At 72.0% G+C, this 19,109-nt stretch carries 14 protein-coding genes and 1 tRNA gene; 8 read left to right on the top strand and 7 right to left on the bottom strand.

Annotation, left to right across the window (positions count from 1 at the left end; all coding sequences use genetic code 11):
- Positions 1-154 precede the first annotated feature (154 nt).
- The 4 genes from ACPCJR_RS05865 to ACPCJR_RS05850 all read right to left on the bottom strand — a co-directional run bounded on the left by ACPCJR_RS05865 (position 155) and on the right by ACPCJR_RS05850 (position 4,687).
- Positions 155-337, bottom strand: a complete 183-nt coding sequence (locus ACPCJR_RS05865) for a DUF3606 domain-containing protein (protein WP_048430974.1) — start codon at positions 335-337, stop codon at positions 155-157.
- 341 nt (positions 338-678) lie between these two features.
- Positions 679-768 (bottom strand) — tRNA-Ser (locus tag ACPCJR_RS05860).
- A 113-nt stretch (positions 769-881) separates the two neighbouring features.
- A complete protein-coding gene (gene mdoH, locus ACPCJR_RS05855) occupies positions 882-3,047 on the bottom strand; it encodes a glucans biosynthesis glucosyltransferase MdoH (protein WP_391511528.1) in 2,166 nt (721 codons plus the stop codon).
- 23 nt (positions 3,048-3,070) lie between these two features.
- A complete protein-coding gene (locus ACPCJR_RS05850; protein WP_391511529.1) occupies positions 3,071-4,687 on the bottom strand; it encodes a glucan biosynthesis protein D in 1,617 nt (538 codons plus the stop codon).
- Positions 4,688-5,129: 442 nt separating this feature from the next.
- Between ACPCJR_RS05850 and ACPCJR_RS05845 the strand changes: the two genes are divergently transcribed.
- Positions 5,130-6,299, top strand: a complete 1,170-nt coding sequence (locus ACPCJR_RS05845) for a dimethylmenaquinone methyltransferase (RefSeq protein WP_391511530.1) — start codon at positions 5,130-5,132, stop codon at positions 6,297-6,299.
- 218 nt (positions 6,300-6,517) lie between these two features.
- On the opposite strand, the gene ACPCJR_RS05840 is transcribed toward ACPCJR_RS05845, so the two are convergent.
- A complete protein-coding gene (locus ACPCJR_RS05840; RefSeq protein ID WP_110351944.1) occupies positions 6,518-6,742 on the bottom strand; it encodes a hypothetical protein in 225 nt (74 codons plus the stop codon).
- A gap of 336 nt (positions 6,743-7,078) precedes the next feature.
- On the opposite strand from ACPCJR_RS05840, the gene ACPCJR_RS05835 reads away from it, so the two are divergent.
- Positions 7,079-7,315: a hypothetical protein gene (locus ACPCJR_RS05835; protein WP_391516794.1), complete on the top strand. Its 237-nt coding sequence runs from the start codon at positions 7,079-7,081 to the stop codon at positions 7,313-7,315.
- Between the two features lie 510 nt (positions 7,316-7,825).
- A complete protein-coding gene (locus ACPCJR_RS05830) occupies positions 7,826-8,902 on the top strand; it encodes an LLM class flavin-dependent oxidoreductase (protein WP_391511532.1) in 1,077 nt (358 codons plus the stop codon).
- Here ACPCJR_RS05830 and ACPCJR_RS05825 read toward each other — a convergent pair.
- A complete protein-coding gene (locus tag ACPCJR_RS05825) occupies positions 8,891-9,103 on the bottom strand; it encodes a hypothetical protein (protein WP_391511533.1) in 213 nt (70 codons plus the stop codon). The two genes, ACPCJR_RS05830 and ACPCJR_RS05825, sit on opposite strands and share 12 nt — an antisense overlap.
- A 119-nt stretch (positions 9,104-9,222) precedes the next feature.
- Entirely contained in the window at positions 9,223-10,572 is a 1,350-nt protein-coding gene (locus ACPCJR_RS05820; RefSeq protein WP_391511534.1) for an NCS2 family permease, read from the bottom strand.
- Between the two features lie 293 nt (positions 10,573-10,865).
- Here ACPCJR_RS05820 and paoA point away from each other — a divergent pair, with 293 nt between their 5' ends.
- The 5 genes from paoA to ACPCJR_RS05795 all read left to right on the top strand — a co-directional run bounded on the left by paoA (position 10,866) and on the right by ACPCJR_RS05795 (position 18,905).
- On the top strand, positions 10,866-11,516 hold the full coding sequence (gene paoA / locus ACPCJR_RS05815; RefSeq protein ID WP_391511535.1) for an aldehyde dehydrogenase iron-sulfur subunit PaoA: 651 nt from the start codon (positions 10,866-10,868) through the stop codon (positions 11,514-11,516).
- Between the two features lie 13 nt (positions 11,517-11,529).
- Positions 11,530-12,504: an FAD binding domain-containing protein gene (locus ACPCJR_RS05810; protein ID WP_391511536.1), complete on the top strand. Its 975-nt coding sequence runs from the start codon at positions 11,530-11,532 to the stop codon at positions 12,502-12,504.
- A gap of 13 nt (positions 12,505-12,517) precedes the next feature.
- Positions 12,518-14,755: a molybdopterin cofactor-binding domain-containing protein gene (locus ACPCJR_RS05805; RefSeq protein WP_391511537.1), complete on the top strand. Its 2,238-nt coding sequence runs from the start codon at positions 12,518-12,520 to the stop codon at positions 14,753-14,755.
- Between the two features lie 584 nt (positions 14,756-15,339).
- Positions 15,340-16,167 (top strand): FAD binding domain-containing protein, encoded by an 828-nt coding sequence (locus tag ACPCJR_RS05800; protein WP_391511538.1) that lies wholly within the window; start codon positions 15,340-15,342, stop codon positions 16,165-16,167.
- On the top strand, positions 16,164-18,905 hold the full coding sequence (locus ACPCJR_RS05795) for a molybdopterin-dependent oxidoreductase (protein WP_391511539.1): 2,742 nt from the start codon (positions 16,164-16,166) through the stop codon (positions 18,903-18,905). Before ACPCJR_RS05800 ends, ACPCJR_RS05795 begins: the two co-directional genes overlap by 4 nt.
- Positions 18,906-19,109: the final 204 nt, after the last annotated feature.

Raw genomic sequence — 19,109 nt, 5'->3', positions numbered from 1 at the left:
CTCCAACGAGAGGAGCCGGGGAGCGCCCCACCGAGAGCCGTATCCGACCCGATCGCATCAGGCCGCCGTCTCCAGGTCCTTGTTTCAACGCGCTTTCCTTCGCCGCACCGGCGTCCACGTCGTCGGAAAGCGCTCTGGATCGTGCTCGCTCTCCCTAGCGCTTCTTGCCCAGCTCGGCCGCGATGTCCTTGGTCATGCGGCCGACCTTTCGATGCGCTGCGATGAGCTGGTCCTGCGTGACGCCCCAGCGCTTCATCCAGAACTCGACCGCTTTGCGCTCGCTGAGATCGAGGCGGTCCTTGTCGATGAAGCCGCGCTTGTCCTTGAGGCCAGCCATGAATGATCCAGTCAGATCGTCGGAGGACATCGATCGGATGAGGTGGGGGAAGCTGCCCGTCACGCAAGGCGCGCTGGTGAAACCCTTCGTCGCGGAACCCGTTGAGGCCTCTCCGGCACCCCTGTCCGCCCGATCGAGGCGAGCCGCTCGGTTTGGGCTACGGACAACTCATGCGATGGGCCGTCCCTAAGGCGGCGCGCGGCGTCCAACGGCCGGTCAAACCCCACGGACCCGAGGCGCACGGCGCACCGATTCAGCCCGCTTGGCACGAATGTCGGCACATCGAAAGCGGTGCCGGAATGCCCGGAAGGGGTCGGCCCAGCGTAAGTATCTAAAATCATTGGCGGAAGGGGTGGGATTCGAACCCACGGTGGAGTTGCCCCCACGGCGGTTTTCAAGACCGCTGCCTTAAACCACTCGGCCACCCTTCCCGGGCCGCGCCGGCCCGGAGAGCGGGGTCGGCGCGGCTCGCTCCTGTCTATGGCCCCGTGGGGATGGGCGTCAACGCTCGCTGTAGGTCCCGCCGGGGACCCACAGGCCGGGCTCAGGCCGCGCGCAGGCGGGTGAGCTGGTCGAGGAGGGCGCGGTCGTGGAGGAGCGCGAAGCGCTCCTTCGGGCCGAGCCAGGCCTGCGCCTCCGGAAGGGTCTCGGCCTCCACGATCTTGGCACGCGCCAGCGCGTGGTCGGGGTCGATTCGTCCGCGGGGACGGGGCGTGTGCGGAGGCAGCATCGCCGCGTGGGCCTGGGCCAGCGCGGCGTCGGCCTGGAGGGCCTGGAGCGCGTCCGCGTCGTCGAAGCCGCGGGCGGCGTTGCGGCGGGCGAGTTCGCCCGCGCGCAGCGCGATGACCGGCGGAGCCTGCTCCTCGGGGGTCACCAGCAGGCCGCGGGCCTTCAGGGCGAGGCCCAGCGCGAGCTGGCCGCTGGCCCAGGAGAGCGGGATCGCCAGCACGAGACCGAGGATCGTCGGCGACATCCACAGGAACAGGGAGGTGGCGATGGCGAATGCCGCGATGCCCGTGACGAGCCCGAGCCCCGTGTGCCAGCGGTGGCGGCGCACGATGTCGGAGACGGGAATCGAGCCGTCGTCGCGCCGCTGCGGGTTCCAGCCGGTGTCGCGCCCGGCCAGGATCTGGAAGACCGAACCCGACTGCACCACCATCGCGATCGGCGCGATCAGCGCCGAGAGCAGGATCTCGATGAGGAAGGACAGCGTCAGCCGCCCGGCCCCGCCGCAGGCCCGGCGCGTCCCGGAATCGAGAAGCGCGAGGACGAGTCCCAGAAACTTCGGGGCGAGCAGGATGCCCATGGTGAGCGCGAAGAGCTGGAGCGCGCGCACGGGATCGAAGCGCGGCCAGACCGGGTAGAGGCCGAACTCGGCGGAGAAGTATTCCGGGCGCACCCAGGCGGTCTGGAGCACGATGATGATGCCGATCACGAGCTGGGCGAGCCAGAGCGGCGAGGCGACGTAGCCGGCGATGCCCGTGGCGAAGTGCTGGCGCGAGGCGGCCGCCAGACCCGCCGCGCCGATGACGCGGGCGTGCTGGAGGTTGCCCTGCGCCCAGCGCCGGTCGCGCACGGCCAGATCGATCAGCGAGGGCGGGCTCTCCTCGTAGGAGCCCTCCAGCTGCGGCAGCATGGTCACGCCCCAGCCGGCGCGCCGGATCAGCGCCGCCTCGACGAAGTCGTGGCTGAGGATGTGGCCGCCGAAGGGCGGGCGGCCCTTGAGGTCGGGCAGGCCGGCGGCCTCGGCGAAGGCCTGCATCCGGATGATGGCGTTGTGGCCCCAGTAATTGCCGTCGCGCCCCGACCAGACCGAGAGGCCGGTGGCGATCACCGGCCCGTAGATGCGCGCGGCGAATTGCTGGAGGCGGGCGAACAGGGTGTTGCGGTTGATGATGAGCGGCAGGCTCTGGACGATGCCCGCGTTCGGATCGGCCTCCATGGCGGCGGCGAGGCGCACGATGCAGGCGCCGGTGAGCAGGCTGTCGGCGTCGAGCACCAGCATGTGGTCGTAAGATGCGCCCCAGCCGGTGACGAAGTCGGCGATGTTGCCGGCCTTGCGGTGATGGTTCTTCTCGCGGTGCCGGTAGTAGAGGCGGGCGTGCGGCCCGAGCTCCTCGCGCAGGCGGAGGAAGGCGCGCTCCTCGGCGATCCAGGCGTCGGCCTGCGTGGAATCGGAGAGCACGAACCAGTCGAAGTGGCGCCCGAGGCCCGTCGCCTCGACGGCCTCGTGCATCGCCTGGAGCCCGGCGAAGACCCGGGCGCTGCCCTCGTTGTAGACCGGCATGACGATGGCGGTGCGCCCGGTCAGCGTGGCCGGGAGCGGCGTTTCGCGCCCGCCCCGGAGCAGGGCGGCAAAGCCCAGGAGCGCGGCGGTGAAGGCGAGCGCGATCCAGGAGAAGTTCAGCACGAACAGCACGAGCAGCACGTACTGGAGCCAGGTGGCGCCGCCGGAGACCGAGATCACCTCGTACATCTCCCACGCGCCGTAGGCGGTGAGCGCGGCCGCGCCCCCGAACACGAACAGGCGCGCGGCGAGCGGCCCCCCGCCCCCGCGGCGGGCCGCGGGCATGGCCCGGCGCAGGTCCTGCACCGGCATGGCGAGCGGCGCCCGCGGCGGCATGGCAGGGGAGATCGCTCCGGGGTGCTCCGGGGCACCCGGTTCCGCCGCCGGGGCGGGGCGCGGATCGATCTCGGCGGTGTCGGTCATCGGCGCTCCGGAGGGCGAGGGAGTCACGGCGTCCAGCGGTACAGCCACGTTTCCGTGATCTGCCGCCCCCCGGTCTTGAGGGCAAGGCGCAGCTCGCAGGCCTTCTCGCTGCCCGGATCGAGCTCGAAGGCGACGCGCACGGTGCGGGCCTGGGGCTTGGCGATCCAGCGGGTCGCGCCCTCCACGATCCGGCCCGGGCTCGCGATCAGCACGGTGTCGAGGGGCACCAGGGCGCCCTCGGGCGTGAACAGCGCGTCGCCCGTGAAATCGACGAGGAACAGGCGGCGGGGATTGACCGTGCCGCGCCCGCTGCGGGTGGAGGAGACCCGCGCGTAGGGCCCCGGCGCGGGCTCCCGGCCCCAGTTCTGGCGGTAGTCGAGGCGGATCTCCTGGCCCGCGGGCAGGCTCGCCTTGGGGCGCCAATAGGCGATGACGTTCTCGTTGACCTCGGCGTCGCTCGGGATCTCCAGGAGGGTGACGGCGCCCTCCCCCCACAGGCCCTCGGCGCCCGCGGAGGCGCCGGGCTCGATCCAGAGCGAGGGGCAGCGTTCCCAGCGCCGGAGGTCGTCCTCGAAGGTCGCGGGCGAGAGGTCGCGCTGGATCAGGCCGAAGCCCTGGGGATGGTTGTCGATGAAGCTCGAGATCTGGAGCGTCTCGGGGTTGCGCACCGGGCGCCAGATCGTCTCGCCGCCGCCGTTGCGGATCTGCAGCCCGCCCGCGGCGTAGGCCGCGGCCCGTGCGTCGTCGGCGCCGCGGCGGTCGTGCGGGCCGAACAGGAACGGCGCCTGCATGCCGCTCAGGCCCAGGTGATCGATCGCCTTGCGGGTGACCAGGGTCGCGGTGATCGCCGCCGTCGCGGTCTCGCCGGGGCGCAGCTCCATGCGCAGGCTCGCGGCGAGCGAGTCGGAATCGATCAGGGCGTGGACCACCAGGGGACCGCCGGGCTCGCGCGGGCGCTCCACGAACAGGGCGCGCCAGCGGGGGAATTCCTCGCCGCGCGGATCGGCCGGGCGCAGCATCAGGGCGCGGCCGTCGACGCCGAATTCCTGGCCCTGCCCCACCAGCCGGAAGAAGCAGGCGCCCTGGATGATCGCGAAATCCTGGTGGCTCTCGCCGAAGCGGGCGCGGATGCGGATGCCGGAGAATCCCGGTTCGCGGGCGGTCTCGGGCAGTGCCGCCTCGCCCGCCTCGGAGCCGCCCTCGTAGCTCGCCCGGTCGTAGGCGACGGGGCGCACCACGCCGTCCTCGACGAGGAACAGGGCCACCCGGTCGGTGTAGTAGAAGCCGCGCAGCAGGGGCTCGACGGCGAAGCCGTGCGGCTCGCCGCCCCAGAGCAGGCTGCCCGGGCGGATGCGGATCGCCTCGTAGGCCTCCCGCGACAGGTTCTTCAGCGCGTCCGGCACGTCGTTGGTGGGCAGCGCCGCGAACGGGCGGTTGCCGAGCGCCCGGGCGAGGTCGGGCACGGTGGCGTCGGAGAAGGGCGCGCCGGCCGCGGGCAGGGCCGGCGCGGGCTGCTGGGCGCGCGCGCCTCCCGGCAGCACGGACAGGGCGGCCCCGGCCGCGGCGCCCCGGATCAGGTCGCGCCGGTTGAGGCTCCCCTCGCCCGCATCGCGGTTCGAAAGATCGGTCGGATGCGTCATGCCCTCGCCGGTACTCGTCCCTGGAACGGTTTCAGATAGGATCTCAACGCCTGAACCGGGCGTTAAGGTTGCCGGTTTGCCCGGCCTTCACGGTCGTTCCGCCCGCCTCTCCGGGTCGGTGCGCGTGCCCTCACGCCTCCCCTGACGGCCCGGGCGGCGCCGAACGCCCGTGGACGTTCCGCACCCGGCCGGCGTAAGAGGGGCGCGCCGATCGTTCGATCGCCCGCGTGCCACTTCTTCGCCCCCGACGTTCTTGGGCTCCGACGGCGCCGCGGGCATTTTGCGAGGGACCTCCCGCCGGGTCTTCGATCCGAACGGCCGCCGGCTCGCGACCCGTCGCGGGAGGGCGCGCCCTCCCGTCGTCCCAATCGCCGCGCGAGCGGCGCCCGCCGTCTCGCGTCCCGCGCGTCTCCTGTCCAGCCCCGAGCCGACATTCCTGCCGATGATTCTCACGCAGATCACCCATCACGACCTCGACGGCTACGGCGCCTCGACCGTGGCGGCCGCCTTCGCGCCCGTGTCGCGGGTCGTGCACGTCGCCCGCTATTCCGATGTCGGCCCGGTGGTGGAGGACGAGCTGAAGCGCCTGCGCGCGGTCGCTGCGCCCGAGACCCTGCTGATGACCGATCTCGGGCTGGAGGAGCCGACCATCGCCTTCCTGCGCCGCTTCGCCACGATGAACCGCGGCCGGGCCGAGGACGCGCGCCACCGCCTCGTCGTGCTCGACCACCACGCCTCTTCCATCGACCAGTTGCGGCGCCAGAACCTGGAGGTCGCGGCCGATCCGGAGCGCGAGGGGCTGCTGCGGGCGGATCTGGCCGACCCGGAGGTGTTCGTGCTCATCGACGAGGCGCATTGCGCCACTCGGATGACGCACGAGCAGCGCGCCCTCTACGCGCCCGAGGCCGCGGCACCCGGCGCGAGCGCGGCGGCCGACCTCGCCACCCTGATCGAGGCGATCGAGGCGCTCGACCTCTGGAAGAAGGGCGAGCCGGCCTTCGCGGGCGGTCTCGCCCTGGACGAGATGTTCTGGGACAGCGTGAGCACGCTGGTGCCGGCGAGCCACCCCTGGCACGACCGCTTCGTCTCCGACCTGCTCCTGGCCGCCGCCGGCCTGTTGCGGGCGGGCGCCACGCCGGCCGAGCTGGAGCGCCGCTCGGGCGAACTGCGCGCCGGCCTCGTCGATGCCCTGCTCACGGACGAGCCCGGCGACGACAGGACCCTCACCGCGCGCCAGCGCCTCGCCCGGGCGCTCGCCCGCTCCGACGCGCTGTTCCACCGCCTCTCGGACGGCACGCTGCTCTCCTTCGGCCTCGATTCCGGCACCTTCCAGCGGGTCTCCGATCAGGTGATGGAGGCGGGCCGGGCCAAGCGGGTGGTCAACGTGCAGCGGGCGGGCACGCTCTCGTTCCGCTCCATCGACGGCACGGCGCTCGACGGCGCCCGCGCCTTCCGCGGCGGCGGCCACCGGGACGCGGCCGGCGGCAAGCTGCCTCAAGGGGGCGCCCATTCCCGCGAGGACGCGGTGGCCCAGGTCGAGCCGGTGCTCAACCCCCCGCCCCCGGACCCCTCCGCCAGCCCCTTCGCCGCGCTGAAGAACTGGAAGGGCTGATCCGGTTTCCGCTCGATCGCTTCGGTCACTTCCTTCGTCCTTGCGAGGCTCAGCGAAAGCAATCCAGGGCTCCGCACTGTCCGGACAGGTCGCGCTCTGGGTCGCTTCGGCTCCACCTCGCGATGACGGAGCGGGGCGAAGGCCGAGGCGATCAAACGGAGACGATATGAGGCGTCGCCGTCCGCACGCGCCGAACGGAGCCGTCCGCGCGGCGCCCGTCAGATCCCTAAGTCGAAGGGCAGGTCGAACAGCGTCGAGTGATCGACGTAGCTGACCCTGAGGGTGTGGTGGCGGGCGCCCTCGGGGAGGGTGTCGGTTTCGCGCAAGCTGCGGATCATCTCGCGGGCCGCGCGGAAGGCCATGCCGCAATCGGGGCAATCGCGCGTTTCCGCCGGGCCGATGCTCCGGCCGTTCCGGCACAGCTCGAAATGGAAGAGAGGCATCCAGCGCCGGTCTCCGAGGAGAGGTCGGCCCCGCTCGTGCAAGCCTTGCGCCGCGACGGCCGGAGCAACGCCCGCGTGCGGATGCGTATCCGATCCCGGCACGAGGAAATCGCCGAAGTCATCGCCGAAGTCCCGGCGGGCGCATGATGAAATGACGGACGGCAGGACGACCCTGCGCCCGAATGCGGGATAGAAGAGCAACGCGACAAGACAAGCTGGTATTCTGGCATCAATCTAAGAATTTCAGTTCGAAAACTTCGGTTTCTAACCTGAACATCGCTCTCACGCGACGGTTTTGCTCCCATCCTCACGATGGAGAAGCGGATGCGAACCTCGATGATCGTTGCGGCCGTTCTGGCGGCTTCGCTGGCGGGTCCGGCCCTGGCGCAGGGCGGCTCGACGGGCACCTCCGCGACGCCGGAGAACAGCGCCTCGCCCGCCCGGGAAGCCGACAAGATGAAGTCCGGCGACAAGGCCGGCTCGGCGCCCAACTCCTCCAATCCGGGCACCAGCGCCGGCTCGGACGGCAATCAGACGCAGGATTCGCGCACCACGAAGACCAAGGAGCGCTGAACGCCCCGCGACGCGAAAAAGGCCCGTCGGCTCTCGCCGACGGGCCTTTTCTGCAGGGGCCACACTCTCGCGCGCGATCCGGGAGCTGCTGCCCCGCCCTCGGAGCGGCGGGGGAACTCGACCGGACGCAGCGTCTCTAGAGAGCCACTATCCCTGCCGGTTCTGGTTGGGTGGCGTGTCCTGGTCCGCTTCGGCGGTACGCGTGGGGGAGACGGAAATGCCGTGATGTCTCATGGCCGACCTCCTTTCTCAGGACGGCGCCGTGAAGCGCCATGAGCACAGGCTAGGACGGCTTCCCCCCGCCGCGCAAGCCCCTTCTTTCTCCGGCTCAGAAATCGTCGGTGCGCCCGCCTTCGGCCCCGCCCGGCCTGCGTCCGGGGTGCCTGCGCGGCTTTCGCCGACCCTTGCGGGACGGCCCTCCGCACACGATCTCGCGGCTGGGAGGGGGCGATCAGACCCGGCGCCGGCGACGGCGCGCGAGAAGGTGCGCCTCCACGGCGCAGCGTGACCATGTCCTCCTCCCTGCCTCCCCTCTCCGTCCTCGATCTCGCCCCCGTTCCCGAGGGCGCCACGCCGGGGCAGGCGCTCGCCAACAGCCTCGATCTCGCCCGGCACGCGGAAGGCCTCGGCTACCGCCGGTTCTGGCTCGCCGAGCACCACAACATGACCGGCATCGCCAGCGCCGCCACCGCGGTGGTGATCGCCCACATCGCCGCGGGCACGCGGCGCATCCGGCTCGGCGCGGGCGGCGTCATGCTGCCCAACCACGCGCCGCTGGTGATCGCCGAGCAGTTCGGCACGCTGGAGGCCCTTCATCCCGGCCGGATCGATCTCGGCCTCGGCCGGGCGCCGGGGACGGACGGGCCGACCTTGCGGGCACTGCGCCGCGACTACGAGTCGGCCGAGCGCTTCCCCCAGGACGTGCTGGAGCTTCAGGCCCTGCTCGGGCCGGTGCAGGCGGGCCAGCGGGTGCAGGCGGTGCCCGGCGCGGGCTCGCGGGTTCCGCTCTGGATCCTGGGTTCGAGCCTGTTCGGGGCGGAACTCGCCGGCATGCTCGGCCTGCCCTACGCCTTCGCCTCCCACTTCGCCCCCGACGCGCTGCTGCCGGCGCTGGCGGCCTACCGCGCCCGCTTCCGCCCTTCCGAGCAGCTTCGGAAGCCCTACGCCATGGTCGGCATCAACGTCGTGGCGGCGGAGACGGACGCGCAGGCGCGCCGCCTGTTCACCACGCCGCAGCAGCAATTCGCCCGGCTGGTGCGCGGCACCCGCGGCCTCCTGCCCCCGCCCATCGACGACATCGAGCGTGCGTGGAGCCCGGCGGAGAAGGCCCAGGCCTCGCGGATGCTGGCGCGCTCGCTCGTGGGCTCGCGGGAGACGATCCGCGCCGGTCTCGAGGCGCTGGCGGCGGAGACCGGCGCCGACGAGGTGATGGTGGCGAGCGCGCTGCACGACCACGGGGCGCGGCGCGCCTCCTACGCGATCCTCGCCGAGGCGCATGGCGGCCTCGGGGACTTGGCGGAGGGGTCCGCGGCGGAGCGCTCAGCGACGGCGGAGCGCTCAGCGGCGGCGGAGCTCTCAGCGGCTTGAGCGCGGCGCCTCCGCCGCGGCCTTGCGCGGGGCGGGGGGCGGTTCCGGGGGCGGGCGCAGCTGGCTGGAATGGCGCAGGGCCGGCGGCGGGGCCTCGACCGCGGCGACAGGGCCCTCCTCGTCCGTCACCCGCGCCAGGGCGATGCCGAGCGCGAAGCCGCACAGGCCGAGGAGGATCGCGATGGCGGTGCGCTTGAACATGGCCCGACTCGTCCGGACGCGGCGCTCGTGGAAGCGGACAGCCTGCGGCGGATTCATTGACGGATCGTGCTGCCGTCGGCGCAAATCTTCTTTTCGTCCCCTGCCGAAACTGTCTTCGATCAGTGCGCCCCGCCGCTCTCGACGAACTTGAACAGGAACACGGCGGCGATCACCCACACCACCGGCTTCACCTCGCGGGCGCGGCCGCTCAGGGCTTTGAGCACCGCGTAGGTGATGAAGCCGAAGGCGACGCCGTTGGCGATGGAGTAGGTGAAGGGCATCAGGAGCGCGGTGACGCAGGCCGGGATCACCTCGGTGACGTCGTCCCAGTCCAGCGCGGTCAGCTCGCGCAGCATCAGGCAGGCGACGTAGAACAGGGCCGGCGCCGTGGCATAGGCCGGCACCGAGCCGGCCAGCGGCGCGAAGAACAGGCAGGCCAGGAACAGCACGGCGACGGTGGCGGCGGTGAGCCCGGTGCGCCCGCCCTCCTCCACCCCGGCGGCGCTCTCGAGATAGGCGGTGGTGCTCGAAGTGCCCAGCAGCGAGCCGGTGAAGATCGCCGCGGAATCGGCCATCAGGGCCCGGTCGAGCCGGGGCGCGCGGCCCGTCTCCGGCAGGAGCCCGGCGCGGCCCGCCACCGCCATCAGCGTGCCGGTGGCGTCGAACAATTCGACCAGGAACAGCACGAGGATGACGTTGAGGAGCCCCCCGGTGAGCGCGCCGGGGATGTCGAGGGCGAACAAGGTCGGCAGGATCGAGGGCGGGGCCGAGACGATCCCCTGGAAGGCGTTGCCGGCGAAGACGAAGCTCAGGCCCGTGACCGTCAGGATGGTGAGGAGCAGCGCCGCCCGCACCCGCCGCGCCGAGAGCACCGCCACCATCAGGAAGCCGAGGGCGGCCAGCACCGTGCCCGGTTGGCGCAGGTCGCCGAGCGTCACGAAGGTGGCGGGGCTGGCCGCCACCACGCCGGCGTTCTTGAGGGCGATGATCGCCAGGAACAGGCCGATGCCGACGGTGAGCGCGATGCGCATGGAGCGCGGGATGCCCGCCACGATGATCGCGCGCAGGCCCGTCAGGGTCACGACGAGAAAGCAGAGGCCGGAGATGAACACCGCGCCGAGCGCCGCCTGCCAAGTGTAGCCCATGCCCTGGACGACGACGTAGGCGAAGTACGCGTTGAGCCCCATCCCCGGGGCGAGCGCCACCGGCCAGTTCGCTGCGAGCGCCATCACCCCCGAGCCGAGCGCCGCGATGAGGCAGGTCGCGACGAAGACCGAGCCCTTCGGCATGCCGGCATCGGCCAGGATGCTCGGATTGACGAAGACGATGTAGGCCATGGTGAGAAAGGTGGTCAGCCCGGCGAGCAGCTCGGTGCGCACGGTGGTCCCGTGCGCCTCCAGCGCGAACAGGCGCTCCAGCAGCGGCTTCCGGGACGGCTCCGCGGGGGCCGGGTCGCGCGTCATGTCCATCGCCTCACAGACCTTTCCGGGAGACCGAAACGGTTCCACCCGCGTGATGGGGCGCAAGCAGCGTCTTCCGGGGGAGGTCGCGCTCCTGGACCGCTTCGGCTTCGCTTCGCGATGACGGACCGAACCGGAGACCGTCCCATCCTACACGAATGATCCGTCCCGCTGCGCCATAGGGGCGCGGGGCGCGTTAGGATCAACCTCAACGCCTCTCGCGTTCGCCTGTCAGTTTTCGATCCATTCCAGACTGGCCGCGTCCCGCGCGGCCGGTCCGGATGCGCGGGACGGCAGGCCTGATGAGCGACCATTCGACGAGAGACCGACGCTTCGACCCGACGCGCCGCACGGTGATGGGCACGTGCGCCGCCCTGGCGACGCTCGGTTCCTCCCTTCAGGGCCGGGCGCAGGCCGCCCCGGCGGCGGTCGATCCGCAGCCGCAGACCATGCCGGTCTCGCTCACGATCAACGGGCAGCGGCACGCCCTCACCCTCGACACCCGCACGACGCTGCTCGACGCCCTGCGCGAGCATCTCGACCTCACCGGCTCGAAGAAGGGCTGCGATCACGGCCAGTGCGGCGCCTGCACGGTGCTGGTCAACGGCCGGCGCATCAATGCCTGCCTCAGCCTCGCGGTGATGCACGAGGGCGACAGCGTCACCACCATCGAGGGGCTGGCGGACGGGGACACGCTCCATCCGCTGCAGGCCGCCTTCCTGCACCATGACGGCTACCAGTGCGGCTACTGCACGCCGGGCCAGATCTGCTCGGCCGCCGGCATGCTTTCGGAGCTCGAGGCTGGATGGCCGAGCCATGTGACGGACGACATCACGCAGAAGGCCTCGCTCACCGACCCGGAAATCCGCGAGCGGATGAGCGGCAACATCTGCCGTTGCTCGGCCTATCCCAACATCGTCGCGGCGATCCGCGACGCCAGCACCAAGATCTGAGGAGGCGAACCCCATGAAGGCTTTCGCCTATGAGCGTCCCGCCACGGTTCAGGACGCGGCGCGCCTTGCCGCCGAGCGGCCCGGCGCCCGCTTCATCGCCGGCGGCACCAACCTGCTCGACCTGATGAAGCTTCAGATCGAGACGCCCGCGACCCTGATCGACGTCAACCGCCTGCCGCTGGCCGAGGTGACCGACACGCAGGACGGCGGCCTGCGCATCGGCGCGCTGGTGCGCAACTCGGATCTCGCCGCGCATCCGCGGGTGCGCAAGGACTACGCGGTGCTGGGCAAGGCCCTGCTCGCGGGCGCCTCGGGCCAGTTGCGCAACAAGGCGACGACCGCCGGCAACCTGCTGCAGCGGACCCGCTGCTACTACTTCTACGACACGACCAAGCCCTGCAACAAACGCGAGCCGGGCTCGGGCTGCGCGGCCATCGGCGGGTTCAACCGCATCATGGCGGTGCTGGGGGCGAGCGAGTCCTGCATCGCCACCAACCCCTCCGACATGAACGTGGCGATGCGCGTTCTCGACGCGACGGTGGAGACGGTGGACCCCAAGGGCGCCACGCGAACGATCCCGATCGCCGCGTTCCACCGCCTGCCCGGCGACACGCCGCAGATCGAGACCGATCTCAAGCCCGGCGAACTCATCACCGCCGTGGCGCTGCCGAAGCCCGTCGAGGGCGTGCACCTCTACCGCAAGGTCCGCGACCGCGCGTCCTACGCCTTCGCCACGGTCTCGGTCGCCGCGATCATCGCCAAGGGCGAGGGCGGCCGGCCGAGACTGGCCAAGCTCGCCTTCGGTGGCCTCGCCCACAAGCCCTGGCGGGTCGAGGCGGCGGAGGCCGCGCTGGTCGAGACCGGCTCGGCCGATGCCGCGTCCGAGCGGGTGCTGGAGGGCGCCCGCGGCCAGGGCTCCAACGACTTCAAGATCCCGCTCACCCGCCGGACCTTGCGCGCCACCGTCGCCGAAGCCCTTCGCGCCTGAGGATTTTCGATCCATGGACATGAACCAGCCGATCGGCGCGACGCCCCTCGACGGCAAGGCGGAGGGGCTCGTCGGCCGCCCCATCGACCGCATCGACGGGCGTCTCAAGGTCACGGGCCGCGCGCCCTACGCCTACGAGACCCGCGACCTCAAGAACCCCGCCTACGGCTTCCTCGTCGAGGCCGGCATCGCGAGGGGCCGCATCCGCAGCCTCGACGTCTCCGCGGCCAAGCGGGCGCCGGGCGTCCTTCTCGTGATGACCCACGAGAACGTGCCGGAGCAGGGCGAGAAGAAGGAGCAGGTCTACCCCCAATTGCAGGGCACCGAGATCCGCTTCCACGGCCAGCCCATCGCCTTCGTCGTCGCGCAGAGCTTCGAGCAGGCCCGCGCGGCGGCCGCCCTCGTTCGGGCCGAGTACGATGGCGAGAAACCCGAGGCCTCGCTGAAGGCGGCCCGGCCGAACGCCGTCGAGCCGAAGCCGGCGCAGACGCCGCCCGATTCGAAGCTCGGCGACTTCGACGGCGCCTTCGCCGGCGCTCCCGTCAAGCTCGACGTGGAATACGCCACGCCCGTGCAGATCCACGCGCAGATGGAGCCGCACGCCACCATCGCCTCGTGGGAGGCGGGGCCGGACGGCGAGCGGGTGACGCTCTACACCGCCAACCAGATGCTCAACCGCGGCCAGACCTCGCTCGCCTCGGTCTTGAAGCTCAAGCCCGAGAACGTGCGGCTGGTCTCGCACTATATCGGCGGCGGCTTCGGCTCGAAGCTCCAGCCGCAGCCCGAGGCGACGCTCGCGGCGCTCGCCTCGAAGAGCCTCAAGCGCCCGGTGAAGGTCGCGCTGACCCGCCAGCAGGAATTCCACGTCGCGACCCACCGCACCGATACGATCCAGCGCATTCGCCTGGGCGCCGACGAGACCGGCCGGCTCTCGGCCATCGCCCACGAATCCTGGTCGGCCACCGCGCCGGGCGACGTGTTCTACGAAACCTCGGCGGTGGTCACCCGCTCGCTCTACGCGGCGCAGAACCGCCTGACCCGGCACCGCCTCGCCAACCTCAACGTGCCCATCGCCTCCGCCATGCGGGCGCCGGGCGAGGCGGTCGGCCAGCTCGCCTTCGAATGCGCCATGGACGAGTTGGCCGAGCAGCTGAAGATCGACCCGATCGAGCTGCGCATCCGCAACGAGCCGGAGCAGGACCCGGAGAAGAAGGTGCCCTTCTCCACCCGCCAGCTCGTCGCGTGCATGCGCGAGGGCGCCCGGCGCTTCGGCTGGGACAAGCGCGGCGCGACCGGCGCCACCCGCGACGGGCAGTGGCTCGTCGGGATGGGCATGGCGGCGGCCTCCCGCCTCAACCCGCTGATGCCCTCGCAGGCCAGCGTGCGCCTCAACCCCGACGGCACGCTGACCGTGCGGATGGCGATGACCGATATCGGCACCGGCACCTACACCATCCTGGCCCAGATCGCGGGCGAGATGATGGGCCTGCCGATCGAGCGCATCCGCGTCGAGATCGGCGACACCGCCTATCCCAAGGCCGCCGGCTCCGGCGGCTCGTTCGGCGCGGGCTCGGCCGGCTCGGCGCTGTACGTCGCCTGCGACAACCTCCGGCAGTCGCTGCTGCAATCGGCCGGCATGACGCCCGAGGGCGCCGTGTTCTCGGAAGGGCGCGTCACCTCCGGCAACCGCTCGGAGGCGCTGACGGACCTGGCCGGCGCGCAGGGCGTCGAGGCCAAGGGCGAGATCAAGCCCGGCGCGATGAAGGAGCAATACTCGCAGCACTCCTTCGGCGCGCATTTCGCCGAGGTCGGCGTGGATATCGACACCGGCGAGATCCGGCTGCGGCGGATGCTCGGCGTGTTCACCGGCGGGCGCATCCTCAATCAGAAGACCGCCCGCTCGCAGGCGCTCGGCGGCATGATCTTCGGCATCGGCGCCGCCCTGATGGAGGCGGCCGAGACCGACACCCGCTACGGCTACTTCGTGAACCACGATCTGGCCGAGTATCACGTGCCCGCCCATGCCGACGTGCCGGCCATCGACGCGGTGTTCCTGCCCGAACTCGACGACAAGGCGAACCCGCTCAAGAGCAAGGGCCTCGGCGAAGTCAGCATCTGCGGCGCCGGGGCGGCTCTGGCGAATGCCGTCTACAACGCCACGGGCCTGCGCATCCGCGACTACCCGCTCACCCTCGACAAGGTGCTCGACGGCTGGGCCGAGCGGGAGGGCGCGGCCCAGCGGCGGACCTGAGGTTTTCCTGAAGGGAGGCACCCGGATTGCGGATCGCGGTCCGGGTGTCCACCTCGGAGCGATCGGTTTCGTCGAACCTTCCCTTGGCCGGTCCCGGTCGGAACGAAGTTCTCGTCCATGTCCCGTTTTTCGATCCTCGTTGCTCTCGCTTTGACCGGCCTGACGGCGGCTGGCGCCGCCCGTGCGCAGGCCTTCCCAAATGACGAGGCGTCGGTGCGCTACCGGCAACTCATCCAGCAGCTTCCGCCCTCCGAGCGCCCGCGCCCGCACGATCCGCGCTGGACCACGAACGCGCTCAGCCCGAGTGTCGGCCGCTTCGGCCTGCCCTTGTCGGGTCCGGCCGCCCGCGGCGGGATGACGGCGTTTCGCCGAGCGGCCGGGCCGAGTCGGCTTCGGACACCCCCCTCGCGCCCTGATCCTCAGGTGGCGGCGCGCAGCGGTGCCTCAGGATGAGGCCGAATGGGATCATGTCGCCTTGAGGTGCCGGCGATTCCGCCTCACCGCGATCCACCCTTGCCCACTCCCAGCCCCGCTGGCAGGCTCCTTGCTGAGCCCCCGGGACAAGGGGCGCTGGCGGAAGGGCGATGGATCTCAACACGGTCGATGCGGTCCTCCGGCCCGGCGCGCGCGCCGAACTGCCCTCCTGGCGGCCGGGCGATGCGTGGCTCGGCGGCGGCACCTGGCTGTTCTCCGAGCCGCAACCCAGCCTGCACCGGCTGATCGACCTCGCCGGCCTCGGCTGGCCGCCGCTGACGGCGACGGAGGACGGCCTTACGATCGCCGCGACCTGCACCCTCGCCGGGCTCGATCGCTTCGAACCGCCCGCCGCCTGGAGCGCGGCGGGGCTGATCGGCCCCTGCTGCCGGGCGCTGCTCGGCTCGTTCAAGATCGGCAACGTCGCCACCGTCGGCGGCAACCTCTGCCTCGCGCTGCCCGCAGGGCCGATGATCGCGCTCACCGCCGCCCTGGACGGAATCTGCACCCTCTGGACGCCCGAGAACGGCGAGCGGCGCCTCGGCGTCCTCGACTTCGTGGAGGGCCCGCAGGCGACGGCCCTGCGCCCGGGCGAGCTTCTTCGAAGCATCACTCTCCCCGCACGGGCCCTGACCCGCCGCGCGGCCGTCCGGCGGGTGTCGCTCACGCCGGGCGGGCGCTCGGGCGCACTCGTCATCGGCACGCTCGACGCAGGCGACGCCTTCGCGCTCACGGTCACGGCCTCCGTCCGCCGACCGCTGCGGATCGCCTTCCCGGCCCTGCCGGACGACGGCGAACTGCGCGCCGCCCTCGATCATCACATCCCCGAGGACGCGATCTACGACGACGTGCACGGGGCGCCGGCCTGGCGCCGCCACATGACGCGGGAACTCTCCCGCGCGATCCGCGGCGAACTCGCCGGGGAGGGCACTGCGTGAGGCTCACCGTCAACGGCCTGACCCAGGAGGCACTGGCCCGGCCGGGCCAGTGCCTGCGCACGCTGTTGCGCGATCTCGGCTGGTTCGGGGTCAAGAAGGGCTGCGATGCGGGCGATTGCGGCGCCTGCACCGTCCATCTCGACGGCGAACCGGTCCATTCCTGCCTCATGCCCGCCTTTCGGGCGGAGGGGCGCAGCCTCACCACCATCGAGGGATTGTCCGGCCCCTGCGCGCCGGGAGAGGGCGTGCCGGGAGAATTCCATCCGATGCAGGCGGCGTTCCTGGCCGCGCAGGGCTTTCAGTGCGGCTTCTGCACGCCCGGCATGATCATGACCGCGGCCGCCCTCGACGCGGGCCAGCGTCAGGATCTCGGGACGGCGCTGAAAGGCAATCTCTGCCGCTGCACCGGCTACCGGGCGATCCGCGACGCGGTGGCCGGAGTCACCCATGTCGATGCGGGGGCCGAGGGCGATCCGGTCGGGCGCAACCTGCCGGCACCGGCCGCCGCCGAGACCGTGAGCGGGCGCGCCCGCTTCACCTTCGACACGCCGGTGGAGGGCCTGCTCCACCTCAAGGTGCTGCGCTCGCCCCACCCGCATGCCCGCATCGTCGCCGTCGACCGGGCGGCGGCGCTCGCCCTGCCCGGCGTGGTGGCGGTGTTCACCCATGCCGATGTGCCGGGCCGCCGCTTCTCCACCGGCCGCCACGAGGACCCGCGGGACGACGCCGCCGACACGCGGATCCTCGATTCCGTCGTCCGCTTCGTCGGTCAGCGGGTGGCGGCGGTGGTGGCCGAGAGCGAGGCGGCGGCGGAAGCCGGCTGCGCCGCGCTCGTCGTCACCTACGCGGTTCGGCCCGCCGTCACCGACCCGGATCTGGCGCTCGGCCCGGACGCGCCCCTCGTCCATGACGGCGCCGACCGGCCCGGCGAGGACGCGCCCCCGCTCCACGCCCATCCGAACCTCGCCGCCGAGGTCCACGGCGAGGTCGGCGACGTGGCCGCGGGCCTCGCGCAGGCCCACCACGTCTACGAAGGTACGTACCATTCGCAGCGGGTCCAGCACGTCCATCTGGAGACCCATGGCTGCCTCGGCCAGATCGACGCGGACGGGCGCCTGAATCTGCGCAGCTCCACGCAGGTGCCCTTCCTGACCCGCGACGCGCTCTGCGCCCTGTTCGATCTGCCCCGCGACTGGGTGCGGGTCTCCTGCGGCCGGGTCGGCGGCGGCTTCGGCGGCAAGCAGGAGATGCTGACCGAGGATCTCGTGGCGCTGGCCGTGCTGCGGCTCGGCCGCCCGGTGAAGTGGGAGCTGACGCGCCAGGAGCAGTTCATCGGCACCACCACCCGCCATCCCATGCGGGTCCGGGTGCGGCTCGGCGCCACCCGCGACGGGCGGCTGACGGCGATGGCGCTGGACGTGCTCTCGAACACCGGCGCCTACGGCAACCATGCCGGCGGGGTGATCCATCACGGCTGCAACGAGGTGCTGGCCGCCTATACCTGCCCGAACAAGCGGGTCGACGGCTACGCCGTCTACACCCACACCCTGCCGGCCGGGGCGTATCGCGGCTACGGCCTGAGCCAGACCGTCTTCGCCATGGAATCCGCCCTCGACGAACTGGCGCGGATGGTCGGCCTCGACCCCTACGCGCTGCGCCGCCGCAACGCGATCCGGCCGGGCGAGCCGATGGTCTCCAAGAGCCTGGAGCCGCACGACGTCAGGATCGGTTCCTACGGCCTCGACCAGTGCCTCAATGGCGTGGAGGCGGCGATGAAGGCCGATGCGGGGCAAGCCCCGCCGGGGCCGGACTGGCGGGTCGGCACCGGCATGGCCATGGCGATGATCGACACGATCCCGCCCCGCGGCCACGTCTCCGACGCCCGCCTGCTTCTGGAGCCCGACGGCCGCTACACCGCGCGCGTCGGCACCGCGGAGTTCGGCAACGGCACCGCGACGGTCCAGCGCCAGATCGCCGCGAGCGCGCTCGGCACCGCGCCGGAGCGGGTGCGGATCGTCGGCGCCGACACCGATCAGGTCGCGCACGATACCGGCGCCTACGGCAGCACCGGCACGGTGGTCGGCGGGCAGGCCGTGTTGCGGGCGGCGCAGGCCCTCGCGCAGGCGATCCTCTCCGCGGCCGCGGCGCGCACGGGCGCCGATCCGGCCGCCTGCCGGCTCGCGGCGGATCGGGTCGAGACCCCCGCCGGGCCGGTGCCGCTCGCGGATCTCGGGCCGATCGCGGCGGCGGGCCGGGCCGAGGGCAGCCCGCGCTCGGTCTCCTTCAACGTCCAGGCGTTTCGCGTGGGCGTCCACCCGCGCAGCGGCGAGGTCCGCATCCTCAGAAGCGTCCACGCGGCGGATGCGGGCACCGTGATCAACCCGATGCAGTGCCGCGGCCAGATCGAGGGCGGCGTCGCCCAGGCGCTCGGCGCCGCCCTCTCCGAAGAGGTAATCGTGGATGGCGACGGCCGCGTGGTCACGCAGTCCTTGCGCGGCTACCCCATCCTGGCCTGCGCCGCCGTGCCGGAGACCGAGGTGCTGTTCGCCGACACCCACGATCAGGTCGGGCCGCTCGGCGCCAAGTCGATGAGCGAGGCGCCCTTCAACCCGGTCGCCGCCGCGTTGGCCAACGCCATCCGCGACGCCACCGGCGCCCGGCTCACCGCCACGCCCTTCCGGCCGGACCGGATTTTTGCGGCGGTGATGACGGCTTTGGGGGAAGATTCTTGCGCGTGAGGCGCCAGGGCTTCTCCCACCGTCAGGGCAAGGCTGCCGGCGCGTGCGGGCCGCGCCGCACAGCCGCATTCCGTCGCGCCGCTGGATGGCGTCGGCTTCGCCGCGCAAGGACGCAGAGGGTGGCCCGCACCGTCATCGCGAGGCGAAGCCGAAGCGATCCAGGAGCGCGACCCATCCGGATCTGACAAGGCCCTGGAAGGCTTG

It is taken from the genome of Methylobacterium sp. NPDC097929 (assembly GCF_049543375.1).
Classification (GTDB): domain Bacteria; phylum Pseudomonadota; class Alphaproteobacteria; order Rhizobiales; family Beijerinckiaceae; genus Methylobacterium.
Note: the sequence above shows the minus strand (reverse complement) of the source record. Positions and strands in the feature narration are given on the sequence as shown.